This is a genomic window from Lacisediminihabitans profunda, assembly GCF_008040105.1.
GTDB lineage: Bacteria > Actinomycetota > Actinomycetes > Actinomycetales > Microbacteriaceae > Lacisediminihabitans > Lacisediminihabitans profunda.
Genome location: NZ_VRMG01000015.1, coordinates 50,458 through 67,628, shown reverse-complemented (window position 1 = coordinate 67,628; position 17,171 = coordinate 50,458). Strand labels below are relative to the sequence as shown.

Genomic DNA, 17,171 nt, shown 5'->3' with positions numbered 1-17,171 from the left:
GTCGCTCCCGGGGAATGTCCGGGCCGCTCTGTGGCAAGCTCGGGGGATGGGTGAAATGCAGGGCAAGACGGTCGAGATCGAGGTTACCAACGTAGCTCACGGCGGTGTGGCGGTCGCCCGCCACGAGGGCCGGGTGATCTTCGTGAGTGACGCCATTCCGGGCGAACGCGTGCTCGCCCGTATCACCGAGGACTCGAAGAAGTCGTTCTGGCGGGCCGAGACGCTCTCGGTGATCACCGCCTCCGAGCATCGTCGACCGCACGTCTGGGCCGCCGCGTCGATCGACCGCGCGCCAGAGGACCGGGCGGGCGGCGCCGAGTTCGGCCACATCGACATCGCCCATCAGCGCGAGCTGAAGCGGCAGGTGCTCGCCGACTCGCTCTCCCGCATGGCCGGGGTGACCACGGAGGCGACCGTTGAGGCGCTTCCGGGCCCCCACAACGGCACGGGATGGCGCACTCGCGTGCGACTGCAGGTGGCCGAAGACGGCACCCCCGGCCCGTACGCCGCACGATCCCACCGCGTGATCGCCGTGACCGACCTGCCTCTCGCCACCCCGGCGCTTGCCGCGATCGCCCCCCTCGACGAGAAGTTCCCGGGCTCCGCCCACGTGGACATCGTCGTGCCCTCGGTGGGCAACCCGTTCGTGCTGGCCGGAGGCGCGACGAACGCCGACCGGGGTCGCGCGCATCGCATCACGGAGCGGGTGGGGGAGCGCGAGTTCCGCCTCGACGCCCGAGGCTTCTGGCAGGTGCACCAGCACGCCGCGGAGACCCTGACGCGTGCCGTGCAGGACGCCGTCGACGAGTCGCTCTTCGACCCGAGGGCGTCCAATCTCGACCTCTACGGCGGGGTCGGCCTGCTCGCCGCCGCCGTGGGCGACCGGTTCGGCAATCACGTGCGGATCACGACCGTGGAGAGCGACTCCCTGGCCACCGATCACGCCGCCGAGAACCTCGTGGAGTGGACGGGAGCCGCGGCGGTGACCGCGCGCGTCGAGCAGTTCCTCCGCGGGCTCGGGGCCACGGCCGGGGCGCACGAGCGGGACAGCCTGCGTCGGGGCACCGTGATCCTCGACCCTCCGCGGTCCGGCGCCGGCAAGGAGGTCGTCGCCGAGCTGGTGGCGCTCGGGCCGGCGCAAATCGTCTACGTCGCCTGCGACCCGGTCGCGCTCGCCCGCGACGTGGCCCTCTTCGCGGCCGGTGGATACGAGCTCGGCGGCCTTCGCGCCTTCGACCTGTTCCCGAACACCCACCACGTCGAGGCCGTCGCCACCCTGACCCGCGCCTGATGCCCCGCCGCGGGCGCCTCTCGGCGGCCGGCGGAATCGTGACTCGCTACCGTCATGGCGCGCCTCTAGCGCCTGTGGAGAGTCCGCGAGCATTACCATTGGGTCAGGAACAGCTGGGTTTCAGAACAACTGCGCAGACAGGATCGGCCATGGAGCAGACGACGATCGATGAGCCGCGAGCCAGCGCGCGCCCTACCGGCGTGCGGGTCTCGGTGGTGGACGACCACGAATCCGTCAGGCTCGGTTTGAAGGCGGCCTGCATCGACGCCGGATTCGATTTCATTCTCGCTGCGGCATCCGTTCAGGAATTCGTCGACAACCTCAACGGCCGGGAAAACGATGTGGTCGTGCTCGACCTCTCGCTCGGCGACGGTTCGACGGTCACCGAGAACGTGAAGCGCGTGCAGGCAACCGGATCCGCCGTGCTGATCCACAGCATCGCCGACCGCGTCGCATCCGTTCGGGAGGCGCTCGCCGCCGGGGCCGCCGGGGTTATTCCCAAGTCGTCGGCCACGAAGACCGTGATGTCGGCGGTGGAGACCGTGGCGCGCGGCGAGGTGCTCAACAACCTCGAGTGGGCGACGGCCATCGACGCCGACCGCGACTTCGCGAAGGCACAGCTCGGCCGGCGGGAGCGGGAGATCCTGCACCTCTACGCCTCCGGCCTGCCACTCAAGCTCGCCGCGCAGCAGCTCGGCATCGGCTATTCCACGGCTCGCGAGTATCTCGATCGGATCCGCGTGAAGTACGTGGAGGTCGGTCGCCCGGCTCCCACCAAGGTCGATCTGCTTCGCAGGGCCGTCGAAGACGGCATCCTTCCGGGCCTGGACCCGGATGCCGATGGCCGCTAGGTCGGCACCGGATCCGGCTGAGGCCCTCGGGAGACAGCCTCACAATCCGATCAGTCGCCGACAGATCGAAACCGTCGTCTCGCGCTCCGTGGCGATCATCGGACTCGTGTTCGGCGCGCAGTCCGTGCCGGTGGTTCTCGACCAGTTGCCGCACATGCAGCAGGCGTTCGCGTCGCTGATGATCGTGGCGATCTTCGGGGGCATCCTCGCCGCCGTTGTCGCGTCGTTCGCCCGCAAGTTCGTGCGCGCCGTGAACGCCTACATCGCCTTCGCCTTCCTCGCCGCCCTCGCGAGCTGGCCGTTCGTCGCGATGAACCCGACGACGGTCGAGCCGGACCGCCCCTGGTTGTGGCTGCTGGTGACCGTGGCGACCTCCACGGCTGCCGTGGCCCTGAGCACCTGGGCGGCCACCGTCTACCTCTTCGTCGCGCCGATCCTCTACGGAATCGTGCGGATCACGCCATCCGGCGGCGGCAAGAGCTGGGAGTCCGCCGCCCTCGACACGGCATACGCGATCATCCTCGGCGGCGGCGTGCTCATCCTCATCACCCTCCTCCGACAGGCCGCGGCCTCGGTGGACGCTGCTCAGGTGGCTGCCCTCGAGCGCTACGCGCACGCCGTGCGGCAGCACGCGACGGAGGTCGAGCGCGTGCAGGTCGACTCGATCGTGCACGACAGCGTGCTCACCACCCTGCTTTCCGCGGCGCGGGCATACACGCCCGAGGCGAAGGACCTCGCCACCCGCATGGCGCGCAACGCGATCGGTCACCTCAAGGACGCGGCGGAGACGTCGCCGGATGACGACGCCACCATGAGCATGGACCAGCTCGCCCACCGGATCATGGGCGCCACCTCCACCCTCTCCGCGCCCTTCGAACTTCGCGCCCAGAAGGTCGGCACCGGGATCATCTCTGTGCAGTCGGCAGAGGCCGTCTATTCGGCCTCCGTGCAGGCGATGGTCAACAGCCTCCAGCACGCCGGCCACGGACCGCAGGTGACGCGCTGGCTCTCCATCGAGGAGGGCGAGTCCGGCGGCATCCGCGTGGAGGTCGGTGACACGGGAGCCGGCTTCGCGGTCGAGACCGTTCCCAGTGAGCGGCTCGGCCTCAGGGTGTCGATCATGGAGCGGGTGGCGAACGCCGGCGGCATGGTGGAGATCGAGTCGAACGCCGGGGAGGGCACCGTCATCCGCATCCTGTGGCCGAGGCCCTCGACCGCGTCGACCCTCGCAGACGCGGGCTGGGAGCAGGTCGCCTCGTGAACATCACCGTCCCCCGATACCTGATCATCGGCCTCGCCGCGATCTTTTCCGCCTACCACCTGCTTCTCGCAAGCGTGTCCATCGACGTGCCCAGGGAGAAGGGGCCGTATGTGGCGGCCATGCTCCTGTACGCGATCGCCACCGTCGCGAGCCTCTGGCCGTCCAGGACCGCGCGGATGCCGCTCTGGCTCGCCGCGTTCAACGCCGTGGTCGCCATCGTCGTTCCCCTGCTCGTCACGAGCCAGCTCAACAAGGTCGTCGGCGACAGCTATGCGGCCTGGCACACCGCGGCCATCGGCACGCTCATGGTGATCACCTCGACCCGGCGTCGGCACACCTTCGCCTGGATCGGCACCGGCGCGCTCATCGTGGAGACCATCGCGTGGTCCGGTGTCGGCGGCCTGCTCGCCTACGGGGTCATCGGCAGCACGGCCTGGGTGGCCGTCTCCCACGCGCTGTCGCTGTCGCTCGCCAAGGCCAGCCGGGACACCCGCCAGTACGCGCTGGCCGAACGCGAGGCCGTCGAGTGGCGGGCGGCGCAGGAGGCACACGTGTCCGAGCGCCAGTTCCGTCTCGGCCAGACCAGCCGGATGTCCCTGCCGATGCTGCAGAGGATCGTCTCCGTGGGCGGGGAGCTCACCGAGGCGCAACGGCGGGAGTGCCTGTACCTGGAGGGCGCCATCCGCGACGAGATCCGCGGCCGGAAGCTGCTCAACGACCGGGTGCGCGAACAGGTGATGGTGGCCAGGCGCAAGGGCACCACGGTCACCCTGCTCGACGAGGGCGGCATCGACGATCTCGACGACGACGAGCTCGAGAGGGTGCTCAATCGCCTGGCCGAGGCCATCCGCGACACCCAGACCGGCAAGCTCATCGCCCGCACGGTGCCCGAGGGCTCGGACATCGCCGTGACGGTGGTCGGGCTCTCCTCCAGCGACGACGGCCACGCGAGCGCGCTCGGCAGCCACGGCGTCGACGACGAGGAAGACGAGGTCGACCTCTGGCTGGAGATTCCCCGCGTCGCCGCGCGGGAGCACGCGAGCACCCTGTAGGCACCCCTCGCCGTTTCTGCCACGCGTTTCTCCGGAGGTTTCGCGCGGACCTCGGTGGAGTAGCCCGCGGATGCGGGCAACTCCGGCGGACTTGTCGCCCGGTGCGCCGAAACCTCCGGAGAAACGCGTCTCGGGCAGAGACAGGACGTGGCAGCGGCCGGACGCGAAAACGGGACCGGCCCGAAGGCCGATCCCGTTTCGAAGCCCCGGGTCAGGGCGATAACCCGAATATCGCCCTGACCCGCCCCCAAATCATTAGCCCGCTTACCCTAGTTGGCTAATGAATGGTGGTGTCACTCCAAGGAGAAACACCTAGCACTGTCAATACTGCAATGCACAGACCGTACCGCAAAGTCGTCACTTAGGGGGACTTCCGGGGGACAATTTTGTACCCTGTCACCCGTTCGAGGGCCGAAAATACCGGGAATTCCCGGGCCACAAGTGCGGATGCCGGGGTACGTTTGGCAAAAGAGGGAACTTTTCCTCCGTCACGTGTCCCAATACCGGCGGTATCCGCAGGTGGGGATGCGGAATTCGTCGAATCGAAGCCTCCGCGCTTTGGATACCGCAGAATTGGCACTCGTTCGGGGGTGATTAGGCCAGAAACCTAGCCGGAAAAGCTCCGCCAGGCGCCGTATCCGGGCACGAGCGTGCCGCGCAGCTGTCGCTGGCTCCGCTGCCACGCGCTCTGTCCGCCCCGAGCGAGGCGTGAGTCGTCATCGTCCTGCGCCTCATCCAGCATCGCCGTGATGACCGCGGTGACCGCGGCCAGCTCGAGCGGGGTCGGATCCCCGCCGAGCACGGTGATCGCCTCCGCGGCCTCCTGCGCCTCGCTGCCGCTCACAGGGGGATGTTCCCGTGCTTCTTGGGCGGGAGGCTCGCGCGCTTGGTCCTGAGGGCCCTGAGGGCCTTCGTCACGACGACCCGGGTTGCCGCCGGCTCGATCACGCCGTCGAGCTCACCGCGCTCGGCCGCCAGGAAGGGGCTCGCGACGTTGTAGGTGTATTCGTTGGCCAGCTTGGTGCGCACGGCGGCGACATCCTCGCCGGCGGTCTCCGCGGCCTTGATCTCGCTGCGGTAGAGGATCTGCACGGCCCCCTGGCCGCCCATCACCGCGATCTCCGCGGTGGGCCAGGCGTAGTTGAGGTCGGCTCCGAGCTGCTTCGACCCCATCACGATGTAGGCGCCGCCGTAGGCCTTGCGCACGATGACCGTGACGAGGGGCACCGTCGCCTCGGCGTACGCGTAGAGCAGTTTCGCCCCGCGGCGGATGACGCCGGTCCACTCCTGATCGGTGCCCGGCAGGTACCCGGGGGTGTCGACCAGAGTGAGGATCGGGATCGAGAACGCATCGCAGAACCGCACGAACCTCGCCGCCTTCTCCCCGGCATCGATGTTCAGCGTGCCGGCCATCGTCGACGGCTGGTTGGCGATGATGCCGACCGATCGTCCCTCGACCCGGCCGAATCCGATCACGATGTTGGGTGCGAAGAGCGGCTGCACCTCGAGAAAGTCGGCGTTGTCGACGATGTGCTCGATCACTGTGACGACGTCGTACGGCTGGTTGGGGCTGTCCGGGATGAGGACGTTGAGGCGACGGTCCTCGTCGGTCGTCTCGAGTTCGACGCTGCTCTCATAGACCGGATGCTCGGCCAGATTGTTGTCGGGCAGGAAGCCCAGCAGGGTGCGGGCATAGTCGAGGGCGTCATCCTCGTCGGCGGCGAGCCAGTGGGCGACACCGGAGACCTTGTTGTGGGTGAGTGCGCCGCCGAGCTCCTCCATTCCCACGTCCTCGCCAGTGACCGTCTTGATCACGTCCGGGCCCGTGACGAACATCTGGCTGGTCTTGTCGACCATGATCACGAAGTCGGTGAGGGCGGGGGAGTAGACGGCGCCGCCGGCTGCCGGGCCCATGATGATCGAGATCTGCGGGATGACGCCGGACGCGGCAGTGTTGCGGCGGAAGATCTCGCCGTACTTGCCGAGCGCGACGACACCCTCCTGGATGCGCGCGCCTCCCGAGTCGAGCATTCCGATGATCGGCACGCCCGTCTTGAGGGCGAGATCCATGACCTTGATGATCTTCTCGCCGGCGACCTCGCCGAGCGATCCGCCGAAGATGGTGAAGTCCTGGCTGTAGACGGCGACCTGGCGACCGTGGATGGTGCCGGTGCCGGTGACGACTGCGTCACCGTACGGACGCTTCTTCTCCATGCCGAACGCGTGGGTGCGGTGACGGACGAATTCGTCCAGCTCCACGAACGACCCGTGGTCGAGCAGCTGTTCGATGCGCTCGCGGGCAGTCTTCTTGCCCTTGGAGTGCTGCTTCTCGATCGCCGCCTCACCGCTCGCCGTCACGGCCTCGTGGTAGCGCACCTTGAGGTCGGCGAGCTTGCCCGCCGTCGTATACATGTCGTTGTCTGCAGTCACCCGTTCACTTTAGCGTTCACGATCGGACGCAACCGCTGGTGATCATCTACAAAACACCGGCCAAAGCATGGTCGGCCGTACCCTTGGAGCATGGACTTTCCTCGCAGCAGACGGCTCGCGGCACGACTCGAGATTCTCGACGAGTGCGGCTCGACGAACACCGAGCTCGTGCGGCGGGCGTCGACGCACGGCGACGAGTGGCCCGACCTCTCCGCGCTGGTGACGCTGAACCAGACCGAGGGCCGCGGCAGGCTCGGCCGGGTCTGGGTCGCGCCGCCCGGGCGTGCGATCGCGATCTCGGTGCTGCTGCGACCCCGTCTGCCCGCCGGGGAGCCGCTCGGCCTGGAGAACTTCGGCTGGTTGCCGCTCATCGCCGGGGTGGCGATGACCAGGGCGGTCGCCGCGCTCGTGCCCGACCACTCCGTGACGCTCAAGTGGCCGAACGACGTGCAGGTCGACGGCCGCAAGGTGTCCGGGCTGCTCGCCGAACTGCTCCCGAGCCAGGATGCCGTCGTGATCGGCGCCGGGCTCAACCTCGCCTTCGAGGAGCACGAGCTGCCCACTCCCACCTCGACGTCCCTCTCGCTTCTCGGGGCATCCGCCGCCCTGCCGGAACTCGCGGATGCCGCGCTCGCGGGTTTCCTCGGTGAGCTCACGCCCCTCTACGCCGAGTTCCTCCGGCTCGGGGCCGACCCCGGGGCGAGCGGTGTGGCGGAGGCGGTCGGCGAACTCTGCAGCACGCTCGGCCAGCAGGTGAAGGTGCAGTTGCCGGGAGGAGACGTTCTCGTCGGAACGGCCACCGAGATCGATCGCACCGGCAGGCTCGTCGTCACCCGGTCGACGGATGGCCGCGTAGTGGCTGTCGCCGCCGGGGACGTGACACATCTGCGGTATGAATAGGACATGGCAAGCGACGAGCAGGACAGCGAACGGGTAGTCGCCCGGCTGAGGCCGCACGGTCGCGTGCTGTTCTGGCCGAGCCTCGTCCTGATCGCCACCGTCGGTGCGATGGCGTACTTCAACGGAGACTTCTCCGAACAGTGGCAGAACGTGGCGGTTCTCGCCGGCGGCACCCTCGTGATCGTGCTGCTCTGGCTCCTGCCGCTCCTGGCCTGGCTGGGCAAGCGCTACATCATCACCACTCGACGCATCATCATCCGCACCGGATTCTTCGTGCGGGTGCGGCAGGAACTGCTGCACAGCCGCGGCTACGACGTGACCGTTCGGCAGAATTCCCTGCAGAGCATGTTCGGCAGCGGCGACGTCTTCATCAACGCCGGCCTCGAGCATCCGGTGCTGCTGCGCGACGTGCCGGGCGCCGACCTCGTGCAAAGTGCGCTGCACGACCTGATGGAACGCAGCCTGAACCCGATCGCCGCTCGCCGACAGGCCGAGGCGTCGAGGGCGTCGGACGAGACGACGGCCTGGGGCACGCGCTAGACGGGAGTCGTCGTCCGGTCGGCGCCCTCGGCGTCGCGCCGGTTGCGGGCCGCGAGTCCGTCGCTGCGGTGTGGACCGTACACCCAATACCGATACATGAGGAACCTGAAGGCAGTGGCTACAAACAGTCCGATCACATTGGAGGAGATGTTGTCGGCGAGGAGAGTGTTGAACCCCAAGACGTAGTGCGAGATGTAGAGACACAGCAGGCTAATGCCCATTCCGACCACGGCGATGGCCCCGAATTCGATGAGCTCCAGCACAAAGTTCTCGCGGCGATGCTCTCGAAACGTCCAGTATCGATTCCCGAACCACGTGACGATCGTCGCGATGGTCACGGAGACGATCTTCGCCCCGAGCGGCTGCTGAAAGAAATGGTCCGCTCCGAATGCCCCGAGCCTGAGCGCGTTGAAGATGCCGACGTCAATGAAGAAGCCGGCCAATCCAACCACGCCGAATTTCAAGGCGTAGCGGATGATGCGTTCGTACAGGTAACTGATCAAGCTCTGCAGCCGAGACATCACGCAGACCCTAACTGGCCATGGGGGAGAATGAGACACTGAGCATAGTAGCCCGGCTCCGTGTGAGAGCAGGGCGATGCACCCGAGACAGGATGGAGACAGTCCCGTGCGAGTAGGCGTAATCGGAGGCGGACAGCTCGCCAGGATGATGATCCCGGCCGCGGTGAATCTCGGCATCGAACTCCATGTTCTCGCCGAAAACTCAGGAGATTCTGCCGCGCTCGCCGCGACCACCATCGGGGACTACCGCGAGCGCGAGGATGTCCTGCGTTTCGCGGAGGGGGTGGACGTGGTCACCTTCGACCACGAGCACGTGCCGACCGAGATCCTGCGCGAGCTCGTCGAACGCGGAGTGCGAGTTCATCCGAGTCCGGATGCGCTGGTCTACGCCCAGGACAAGCTGCTGATGCGGGAGCGGCTGTCCGAGCTCGGGGTGCCTGTGCCCGAGTGGGCGCGAATCGAAACGGCTGAGCAACTCGACCTGTTTCTCCAGGCGAACGGCGGCCGGGCGGTCGTGAAGACGGCGCGCGGCGGCTACGACGGCAAGGGCGTGCGCGTCGTCTCCTCGTCGACCGACATCGCCGACTGGCTCGCGGTCGGCGACCCGCTGCTGGCCGAGGAACTCGTGGACTTTCGTCGGGAGCTCGCGCAGCTGGTGGCCAGGCGCCCATCCGGCGAGATCGTGAACTGGCCGGTGGTGGAGAGCATCCAGCGCGACGGAGTGTGCGCAGAGGTGATCGCCCCGGCCCCACGATCGGCCGGGAAGCTCGCCGATGTCGCCTGCGAGATCGCCACCACCGTCGCCGAGGAACTCGGCGTGACCGGAGTGCTCGCGGTGGAGCTGTTCGAGACGATGGACGAGCGGCTGCTGGTCAACGAGCTCGCCATGCGCCCGCACAACACGGGCCACTGGAGCATCGACGGGTCGACGACGAGCCAGTTCGAGCAGCACCTGCGCGCCGTCCTCGACCTGCCGCTCGGGGCCACCGGAACGCGCGACCAGTGGTCCGTGATGGTGAACATCCTCGGCGGGCCGGCCGAGGGCTCGCTCGCCGACCGATACCCGGCCGCCCTGGGCGACCAGCCGACGGTGAAGGTGCACAACTACGGCAAGGAGCCGAGGCCGGGCCGCAAGGTGGGCCATGTGACCGCCGGCGGCGACGATCTCGACGAGGTGGCCTATCAGGCGCGTGCCGCTGCGGCGTATTTTCAGGACGACAATCTAGGCTGATGCCTATGCCAGAGCCCCGGGTCGCCGTTGTCATGGGTTCAGATTCCGACTGGACCGTGATGCGCGACGCCTCGGAGACCCTCACGGAGTTCGGCGTGGAGCACGAGGTCGAGGTGCTCTCGGCGCACCGCACCCCCGAAAAGATGATCGCGTTCGGCAAGGAAGCGGCCGGTCGCGGCCTCGGAGTGATCATCGCCGGCGCGGGCGGCGCCGCGCACCTGCCCGGGATGCTGGCGTCGGTCACGACGCTCCCGGTCGTGGGAGTGCCGGTGGCCCTCTCCAAACTCGACGGCCTCGACTCGCTCCTCTCGATAGTGCAGATGCCGGCCGGCGTTCCCGTCGCCACCGTCTCGATCGGTGGGGCCCGGAACGGGGCCCTGCTGGCCATCCGCATTCTCGCCGTCTCGGACCCGTCCCTGGCGACGCGACTGTCCGAATACGCGAAGGGTCTCGAGGCTCTGGTCGCGCAGAAGAACGCCGCGCTGAAGTCGACGCTGTGACCGCCGTCAACCCGGTGCGCGACCCGGACCTCCGCTCCCCGAACGTCATGACCAAGCGGGCCTGGTGGCTCGTGGGACTCAACATCCTCATCCCCGGTTCGGCGCAGATCCTCGCGGGCAACCGCAGGCTGGGTCGTTTCGGCGTCGGCACGACCTTCCTGCTCTGGGCGGTCGCCCTCCTCAGCCTCGTCGTCTACCTCGTGGCGCATCCGGTGTTCTACACGATCGTGACCAACCCGATCGTGCTCACCGTGGCGCAGGTGGCGCTCGCCGGATACGCGATCCTCTGGATCGTGCTCACTCTGGACACGCTGCGGCTCGTGCGGCTGATCCGCGCCGCCCCGATCACGCGCCCGTTCATCGCGGCCCTCGCGGTGCTCGCTCTCGTGGCGACGGCCGGTGGCGCCAGCTATGCCGCCGTGACGGCCGGGAGCGCCCGCTCGGCACTCGGCCAGATCTTCGCCGGATCGACGATGGCCCCGCCCGTCAACGGCCGATACAACATCCTGCTGCTCGGCGGGGACGCGGGACCCGACCGCACGGGACTCCGTCCGGATAGCACCTCCGTCGCGAGCATCGACGCCGCGACCGGCGCGACCACCATCATCGGCATCCCCCGCAACCTCGAGCAGATCCCGTTCGTCACGGGCTCACCCCTCTACGGCCCGTTCCCCAACGGCTACAACTGCGGCGACAAGTGCCTCATCGACTACCTGTACACCTACGGAGAAGAGCACCCCTCCCTGTACCCGAAGGCCGTCACGAACGGCAGCCTGCCGGGGATCGAGGCGATGCGGGATGCCGTCGAAGGCGTGCTCGGCATCAAGATCCAGTACTTCGGCCTCATCGACATGCAGGGTTTCTCCGACCTCGTTGACGCGCTGGGCGGCGTCACGGTGGACGTGCCGACTCGCACGCCGATCGGCGGAGTCACCGGGGCGAAGCCCACCGGCTGGGTCGAGGCCGGCACCCAGAAGATGAACGGCGCCACGGCCCTCTGGTACGCCCGCACGCGCTACGACAGCAACGACTTCGAGCGGATGGCGCGCCAGCGACTCGTGCAGGAGGCGATCATCAAGCAGTTCCAACCCGCGATCATCGTGAGCAAGTTCCAGGCGATCGCGCAGGCGGGAGCCCAGGTCGTGAAGACCGATGTGCCGAGTTCGGCGCTCGGCGGCTTCGTCGATCTCGCCGAGAAGTCGCGCAAGCTCCCGGTGGCGCACCTCGAGCTCGTTCCGCCCGTCGTGCAGCCGGGCAACCCCGACTTCAGCAAGATCCGTCAGCTCGTCGCCCAGGCTCTCGCGCCCAAGACGGCGACGCCCGCGCCGTAGCGTTTCTGACTCTAGAGGTCGGCGTGGAGCTGCCAGACCTTCTCCGCCGAGTCCTTCCAGCTGAACGCGCCCGCGCGGTCCTGGCCGAGGAAGCCCAGCCGGCTCGCGAGTTCCTGGTCGGTGAGAACGGTGGAGATGGCCGCGGCCAGCCGGTCGGGGTAGCCCTCCGGGTCGTCTCGGGCCACGACGAGGCCGGCACCGGCGGCGACCTCGACCACGGCCGCGTCATCCGAGTGCACGACGGGCGTTCCGAAGTTGAACGCCTCGATCACGGGAAGCCCGAAACCCTCCGCGAGGCTCGGAAAGACGAAGACCGCGGCGCGCCCCAGGGCCACGGCCAGGTCGGCGTCGGCGAGGTAGCCGAGGGAGCGCACGCGGCCCTCCTCGAGTCCGGCCTCGGCGGCGATGCTGGTCAGGTCGAGCCCCTTGAAGCCCTCCGGGCCCGCGATGAGCAGGGGGATTCCGTCGAGTTCCGGGCGGGACAGCGACTGGATGAGCGGGACGAGACCGTTGCGCGGCTCGAGGGTGCCCATGCTCAGGATGTACCGGTCGGGAAGTGCGAGCCGCTCTGCGCGCGCCTCCGGGTCGATCGGCGTCGTCAGCTTGGAGCTGACCGCACCGCCGATCACCCGGATGCGGTCGCCGAAGTCGTAGATCTCCGCCAGTTCCATAGCCACGGCGTGCGTCGGCACCACCACGGCATCCGCGTACTTGTATGCCCGCTTGGTCATCGCCTTGTACCAGGCCAACCGTCGGGGCGAGAGCGACTCGGGGTGGGTCCACGGGATGACATCGTGGATCGTGACCACGGTCTGATCGCCCACGTTGTTGAGCCGGTCGTGCTTCGAGAGCGGGGCGAAGAGGCCGGGGGCGTGCAGCATTCCCGAGCCGGGCAGGCGGGTGAGACCGAACTGCCAGGCTACTTCGAGTTCGCGCCGGGCGAGGGCGCTCTTGAACAGGCCGGCGAGACCGGGCAGCAGGGTGGTGATGCGCTCGTAGTCCTGCTCGGGTGAGGCCGAGACGACACCGGTCACCTCACAGCCGAGCGGCGCCGTGTGGATCAGCTCGCGGGTGAGCTCCTCGGTGTACCTGCCGATGCCGCCGGGGATCGGGGCCACGATCTGGTCCACGATCACGCGAAGGGTCGTCATGTCGCTCCAATGAAGTTTTCGGGCCTGCCGGGCCACCGCTCGACTTTACCAGCCGACGAGCGTGCCCCACGAATGGGGGCCACTGCCGGACCCGGGCATCCGTTCCCGCGGCCACCCCCACCCGCCACTGGGCCCGTTTGTCGCGAATGGTGCTCGTCGACCCAGCGTGATCGCTACGCAGGGGCACATTCTGCCGAAGGGGGACCTCGGTGAGGGGCGCAGTGAGGAGATCACCGAGCGGTGATCAACCGGCGGAGAGCACTCCGGCGTCGTTCGCTGCCGAGAGGGCCTCGCGCCAGTCGCGCATCTCGGGGATGCCTGCCCGCTGCCACGCGGCGTGCCCGAGCACGGAGTAGTCGGGTCGCGGGGCCGGGCGCACGAACTGGTCGCTCGTGGTGGGGAGCACGCGCTCCGGGTCGAGACCGGCCAGGCGGAAGACCTCACGGGCGAAGTCGAACCAGGTCGCCTCGCCGGAGTTGGTGCCGTGGTAGATGCCCGGGGCGGCCTCGGAGTCGAGCAGCGTCACGATCTGCGCCGCGAGATCCGCGGTCCAGGTGGGTTGGCCGCGCTGGTCGTTCACGACGCTCACCGTGTCGTGGGTCGCGGCGAGTTTGAGCATCGTCCGCGCGAAGTTGCCGCCGTTCGCCCCGTACAACCAGGCCGTGCGCACGATGTACGTGCCGTCTGGGTGGGCCGCCGTGGCGAATCGCTCGCCGTCCGCCTTCGTGCGTCCATAGGCCGAGATCGGGTTCAGGGGGGTGCTTTCGTCGTAGGGCGAGGTCGCCGAGCCGTCGAAGACGTAGTCGGTGGAGACCTGCACCAGCCGCGCCCCGGACTCCGCCGCCGCGATCGCCAGGTTCTGCGCCCCGGTCGCGTTCACGGCGTACGCCTCGGCCTCGTGACTCTCCGCATCGTCGACCTTCGTGTAGGCGGACGCATTGATCACGACGTCATGGCCCGCCACCGCCGCGCGCACCGTGTCGAGGTCGGTCACGTCGAGGTCGGCACGGGTGAGCGCCGTGACGTCCCGCCCGGTGAGGGCCAGCCGAAGGTCGGTGCCGAGCATTCCGCCGGCTCCGGTGATGAGGTATCGCAAAGTGGTCACGCCTTAGATCGTGCCATCTTTCACCGCGGCCTGGATCCACGGGATCACCTCGTCGAGCATGTCCTCGAGGGTGGTGGTCGCCTCGAAGCCGAGCAGGTCCCTGGCCTTCGTGGTGTCTGGCACGCGCTTCTGCACGTCGTGCTCGTAGCCCTCGTCGTGCACGAGACGAAGCGGAACGCCCTCGCCCTTGATCTTGCGCCAGATCACCTCGGCGAGTTCGGTGACGGTGTGCCCGGATGCGGTGGAGATGTTGAAGTCGGTGTTGAGCGCGTTCGGGTGGTCGAGGGTCAACACGATGCCGCGGGCGAGGTCGCCGCCATAGGTGTAGTGGCGAACCTGGTCGCCCGCACCGAGGATGTGCAGGGGATCCTGCCCCTTGACGATCTTCTGCACGAGGTCCGGCACGACGTGGCTCATCGCGAGGGTCACGTTTCCGGAGTCGATCTCGACGTCGCCGAGCGCCCGGCTCTCGCCGATCCCCACGCAATTGAACGGCCGCACTATCGTGTACGGCAGCTTGTACTGGTCCCAGGCCGCGCGGGCGAAGTACTCGACGGCGAGCTTCTGGAAGCCGTAGGACGACAGGGGCGGCGGGACCAGGCGTTCGTCGCCCTCCTTGCTCGGCCAGCGGTCGGTGGACTCGAAGACCATCGAGCTCGACATGTAGGTGACTTTCTTCAGGCGACCTGCCTTGTGGGCGGCGATCGCGGCATCCACCGAGGAGGCGATGATGCGCTCGTTCTGGGCGAGAAGATCGTAGGCGTAGGTGTGGAAGTAGGAGATGCCGCCGATGAGTGCGGCGCCGGCGATGAAGTGATCGGCGTCGGAAAGCACGCGGGTCATCAGGTCGACGTCCTGCACGTCGCCCACGATCAGTTCGTAGTCGGGGTGGGAGTCGTAGGACTTCACGACCCGGCCGTACTTGGAGTAGTTGTCCACGCCCACCACCTTGTGGCCCTCGCGCAGGAGCTCCTCGACGATGTAGCCGCCGATGAATCCGGCCGAGCCGGTGACGACCACCTTCGTGGGTTCGGTCATGATGTGGGGCTCCTCTTTGAAATGGCGTTCAGTTGGTCGAGCGTGAGGCGGGGTCCGAAGGCGAACCGGTACCACCTCAGGTACTTGGGGATCCAGGCGGCCACCCGGAAGTTGGTGGTGCCGGCGGTGCGGTCGAGCCAGATCGTCGGGATCTCGGCCACCGGCAGTCGCAGGCGCCGCGCCTTCGCCGTGAGCTCGATCCCGATCTCGAAGCCGTCCCGGCTGTCGATGCCGACGGAGCGCACGAAGGCGGCGTCGTAGGCCTTGAACGAGTTGGTGGCGTCCCGGGTGCCCGCATTCGCGAATGCGTGCAGGGACTGCCCGGCGGTGCGGGAGAGGAGGCTCTTGAAGCGTGGCGCCCCGACCTGCTGGCCGCCGGCCATGTAGCGCGAGGCCGCGGCGATCACCACTCCGCGCTCCACGAGCAGAACGAGGTCGTCGATCTGCCGCGGGTCGTCGCAGCCGTCAGCCATCGTCACGACGAGCGTGTGCGCGTTCGCGTGGTCGATGCCGTAGCGCAGGGCGTTCGCCGGTCCGCGCCCGTAGTCGTTGACGATCACCCGCACCTGCGGGTGATCGATGGCGAACAGCTCGGTGGGCGGGATCGTCGTGTCGTCCGCGCTGTCGACCACGACGAGGATCTCGGCGTCGCTCGTGACGGCCGCGACGATGCGCCGCAGACCGGGCAGAATGTGCTCGCCCTCGTTGTAGGCCGGGATGATGATCGACACCCGGTGCGTCGGCTGCGTCACACCAATACCCCGTTGCCCAGGATGTTCCAGACGTCGACGACGGGCTTGTCCGTGCGCAAGTCCCGGTACTCGGGATGCGGGGTGGCGATCACGAGAATGTCGGCCTTCTCCAGCACGAGGTCGAGAGGCAGGAGAGTGTCATCGGTCTCCTCGGAGACGTACGGGTCGGTGGACAGCACGCCCTTCGCCTTGAACTTGAGCACCCGACGCAGCTTGTACGACAGGCTCGAGCGGATGTCGTCGGATTCGGCCTTGAACGACATGCCGAGGATGCCCACGGTGGCGTTCGCCAGGTCGAATCGCTTCTCGAGCCGGCTGACGAGGTAGAGCGGCAGGCCCTCGTTCACCAGCATTGCCGAGTGCCCGAGGCTGAAGGTGTTGTCGCTGAACGCGGCGAGCTGCATCGTGTCCTTGAAGAGGCACGGACCGGCGGCGAAGCCCGGGCCGGGCATGTCGCTCGCCCGCGGGTAGTCCTTGGTGAGCCCGGCGCGGATCTTCTCGAAGTCGAGTCCGCGATCATTGGCCATCATGTAGAACTGGTTCGCCGCGGCGAATTTGATGTACCGCCAGGTGTTCGTGAAGAGCTTCGCGAGCTCGGCCTCCTCCGGTTCGAGGTGCACGATCTGTTCGGTGAGCAGTCCGAAGAGCTCGGCGGCGCGCTCCCGCCCCGCCGACGTGCGGGCGGAGACGATCTGCGGCAGGCTGAACAGCTCGGTCATCGCCCGGTGCTCGGCGATGCGCTCCGGGCAGAAGGCCACGGGAACGTCCACCCCGAGACCCGCGATCATCCTCTCGACGAGGGCGGTCACTCCCGGGTACACGGTGCTGCGCAGCACCAGCAGCTGCCCGTCACGCAGGTATTGGCTGCAGGCGCCGAGTGCCTTGGGGATCGCATTCGGGTCTGGATTGAGGTGATCGTCCACCGGCGTGCCGATCACGACGACGATGTTGCGGGCGTCGCCGACGACCGCTGCATCCGTCGTGGCGCGGATGCGTCCGGCCAGGAGAGCCCCGCGAAGCATCGGCTCGGCCCCCGGCTCGAGGAACGGAACCGTGCCGCCGTTGATCAGCGCGACCGCGGTTTCGCTGAGGTCGTAGATCACCACGGACGCCCCACGGTCGGCGAGCGCGATCGCGAGCGGCAGGCCGACGTGGCCGGCGCCGCCGACGACGACGACGTCGTTGTCGAATTCTCGTGGCATTGGTGTCCTCGGGAT

Annotated in this window: 17 protein-coding genes; 9 read left to right on the top strand and 8 right to left on the bottom strand. The window is 68.1% G+C overall.

The window, feature by feature from the left end:
• The first annotated feature begins 46 nt into the window (after positions 1–46).
• From FVP33_RS17485 to FVP33_RS17470, 4 genes are all read left to right on the top strand, one after another.
• Complete coding sequence (locus FVP33_RS17485; protein WP_147784980.1) at positions 47–1,291, top strand: class I SAM-dependent RNA methyltransferase; 1,245 nt, start codon at positions 47–49, stop codon at positions 1,289–1,291.
• A gap of 149 nt (positions 1,292–1,440) precedes the next feature.
• Positions 1,441–2,142, top strand: a complete 702-nt coding sequence (locus FVP33_RS17480) for a response regulator transcription factor (RefSeq protein WP_147784979.1) — start codon at positions 1,441–1,443, stop codon at positions 2,140–2,142.
• Positions 2,143–2,230: 88 nt separating this feature from the next.
• A complete protein-coding gene (locus FVP33_RS17475) occupies positions 2,231–3,403 on the top strand; it encodes a sensor histidine kinase (RefSeq protein WP_147784978.1) in 1,173 nt (390 codons plus the stop codon).
• Positions 3,400–4,455 (top strand): hypothetical protein, encoded by a 1,056-nt coding sequence (locus FVP33_RS17470; RefSeq protein WP_147784977.1) that lies wholly within the window; start codon positions 3,400–3,402, stop codon positions 4,453–4,455. The genes FVP33_RS17475 and FVP33_RS17470 overlap by 4 nt, the downstream gene beginning before the upstream one ends.
• A 607-nt stretch (positions 4,456–5,062) precedes the next feature.
• Here the strand turns inward: FVP33_RS17470 and FVP33_RS17465 are convergent.
• Positions 5,063–5,299 carry an acyl-CoA carboxylase subunit epsilon gene (locus tag FVP33_RS17465; RefSeq protein ID WP_147784976.1) on the bottom strand — a complete coding sequence of 79 codons (237 nt, stop codon included), beginning with the start codon at positions 5,297–5,299 and terminating at the stop codon, positions 5,063–5,065.
• Positions 5,296–6,867 (bottom strand): acyl-CoA carboxylase subunit beta, encoded by a 1,572-nt coding sequence (locus FVP33_RS17460; protein WP_187270803.1) that lies wholly within the window; start codon positions 6,865–6,867, stop codon positions 5,296–5,298. Before FVP33_RS17460 ends, FVP33_RS17465 begins: the two co-directional genes overlap by 4 nt.
• 108 nt (positions 6,868–6,975) lie before the next feature.
• Between FVP33_RS17460 and FVP33_RS17455 the strand changes: the two genes are divergently transcribed.
• Both FVP33_RS17455 and FVP33_RS17450 read left to right on the top strand, forming a co-directional pair.
• Positions 6,976–7,785: a biotin--[acetyl-CoA-carboxylase] ligase gene (locus FVP33_RS17455; protein ID WP_147784974.1), complete on the top strand. Its 810-nt coding sequence runs from the start codon at positions 6,976–6,978 to the stop codon at positions 7,783–7,785.
• A gap of 3 nt (positions 7,786–7,788) precedes the next feature.
• Positions 7,789–8,325, top strand: a complete 537-nt coding sequence (locus FVP33_RS17450) for a PH domain-containing protein (RefSeq protein ID WP_147784973.1) — start codon at positions 7,789–7,791, stop codon at positions 8,323–8,325.
• Here the strand turns inward: FVP33_RS17450 and FVP33_RS17445 are convergent.
• The gene (locus FVP33_RS17445) at positions 8,322–8,846 is read right to left on the bottom strand and encodes a GtrA family protein (RefSeq protein ID WP_147784972.1); all 525 of its coding nucleotides are present in this window, start codon (positions 8,844–8,846) and stop codon (positions 8,322–8,324) included. The two genes, FVP33_RS17450 and FVP33_RS17445, sit on opposite strands and share 4 nt — an antisense overlap.
• 76 nt (positions 8,847–8,922) lie before the next feature.
• Between FVP33_RS17445 and FVP33_RS17440 the strand changes: the two genes are divergently transcribed.
• The 3 genes from FVP33_RS17440 to FVP33_RS17430 are packed head-to-tail and all read left to right on the top strand — an operon-like array spanning position 8,923 to position 11,908.
• Positions 8,923–10,077 carry a 5-(carboxyamino)imidazole ribonucleotide synthase gene (locus tag FVP33_RS17440; protein WP_147784971.1) on the top strand — a complete coding sequence of 385 codons (1,155 nt, stop codon included), beginning with the start codon at positions 8,923–8,925 and terminating at the stop codon, positions 10,075–10,077.
• Positions 10,078–10,082: 5 nt separating this feature from the next.
• Positions 10,083–10,577: a 5-(carboxyamino)imidazole ribonucleotide mutase gene (gene purE, locus FVP33_RS17435; protein WP_246142404.1), complete on the top strand. Its 495-nt coding sequence runs from the start codon at positions 10,083–10,085 to the stop codon at positions 10,575–10,577.
• Entirely contained in the window at positions 10,574–11,908 is a 1,335-nt protein-coding gene (locus tag FVP33_RS17430) for an LCP family protein (protein WP_147784970.1), read from the top strand. The genes purE and FVP33_RS17430 overlap by 4 nt, the downstream gene beginning before the upstream one ends.
• Positions 11,909–11,919: 11 nt before the next feature.
• On the opposite strand, the gene FVP33_RS17425 is transcribed toward FVP33_RS17430, so the two are convergent.
• The 5 genes from FVP33_RS17425 to FVP33_RS17405 form a co-directional block, all read right to left on the bottom strand.
• The gene (locus tag FVP33_RS17425) at positions 11,920–13,059 is read right to left on the bottom strand and encodes a glycosyltransferase family 4 protein (RefSeq protein WP_147784969.1); all 1,140 of its coding nucleotides are present in this window, start codon (positions 13,057–13,059) and stop codon (positions 11,920–11,922) included.
• A gap of 244 nt (positions 13,060–13,303) precedes the next feature.
• On the bottom strand, positions 13,304–14,155 hold the full coding sequence (rfbD, locus tag FVP33_RS17420; RefSeq protein WP_147785106.1) for a dTDP-4-dehydrorhamnose reductase: 852 nt from the start codon (positions 14,153–14,155) through the stop codon (positions 13,304–13,306).
• A gap of 12 nt (positions 14,156–14,167) precedes the next feature.
• Positions 14,168–15,202, bottom strand: a complete 1,035-nt coding sequence (locus FVP33_RS17415; protein ID WP_147784968.1) for an NAD-dependent epimerase/dehydratase family protein — start codon at positions 15,200–15,202, stop codon at positions 14,168–14,170.
• Positions 15,199–15,954, bottom strand: coding sequence for a glycosyltransferase family 2 protein (locus tag FVP33_RS17410; RefSeq protein ID WP_147784967.1), 756 nt, complete (start codon positions 15,952–15,954; stop codon positions 15,199–15,201). Before FVP33_RS17410 ends, FVP33_RS17415 begins: the two co-directional genes overlap by 4 nt.
• Entirely contained in the window at positions 15,951–17,156 is a 1,206-nt protein-coding gene (locus tag FVP33_RS17405; RefSeq protein ID WP_147784966.1) for a nucleotide sugar dehydrogenase, read from the bottom strand. The genes FVP33_RS17410 and FVP33_RS17405 overlap by 4 nt, the downstream gene beginning before the upstream one ends.
• Positions 17,157–17,171: the final 15 nt, after the last annotated feature.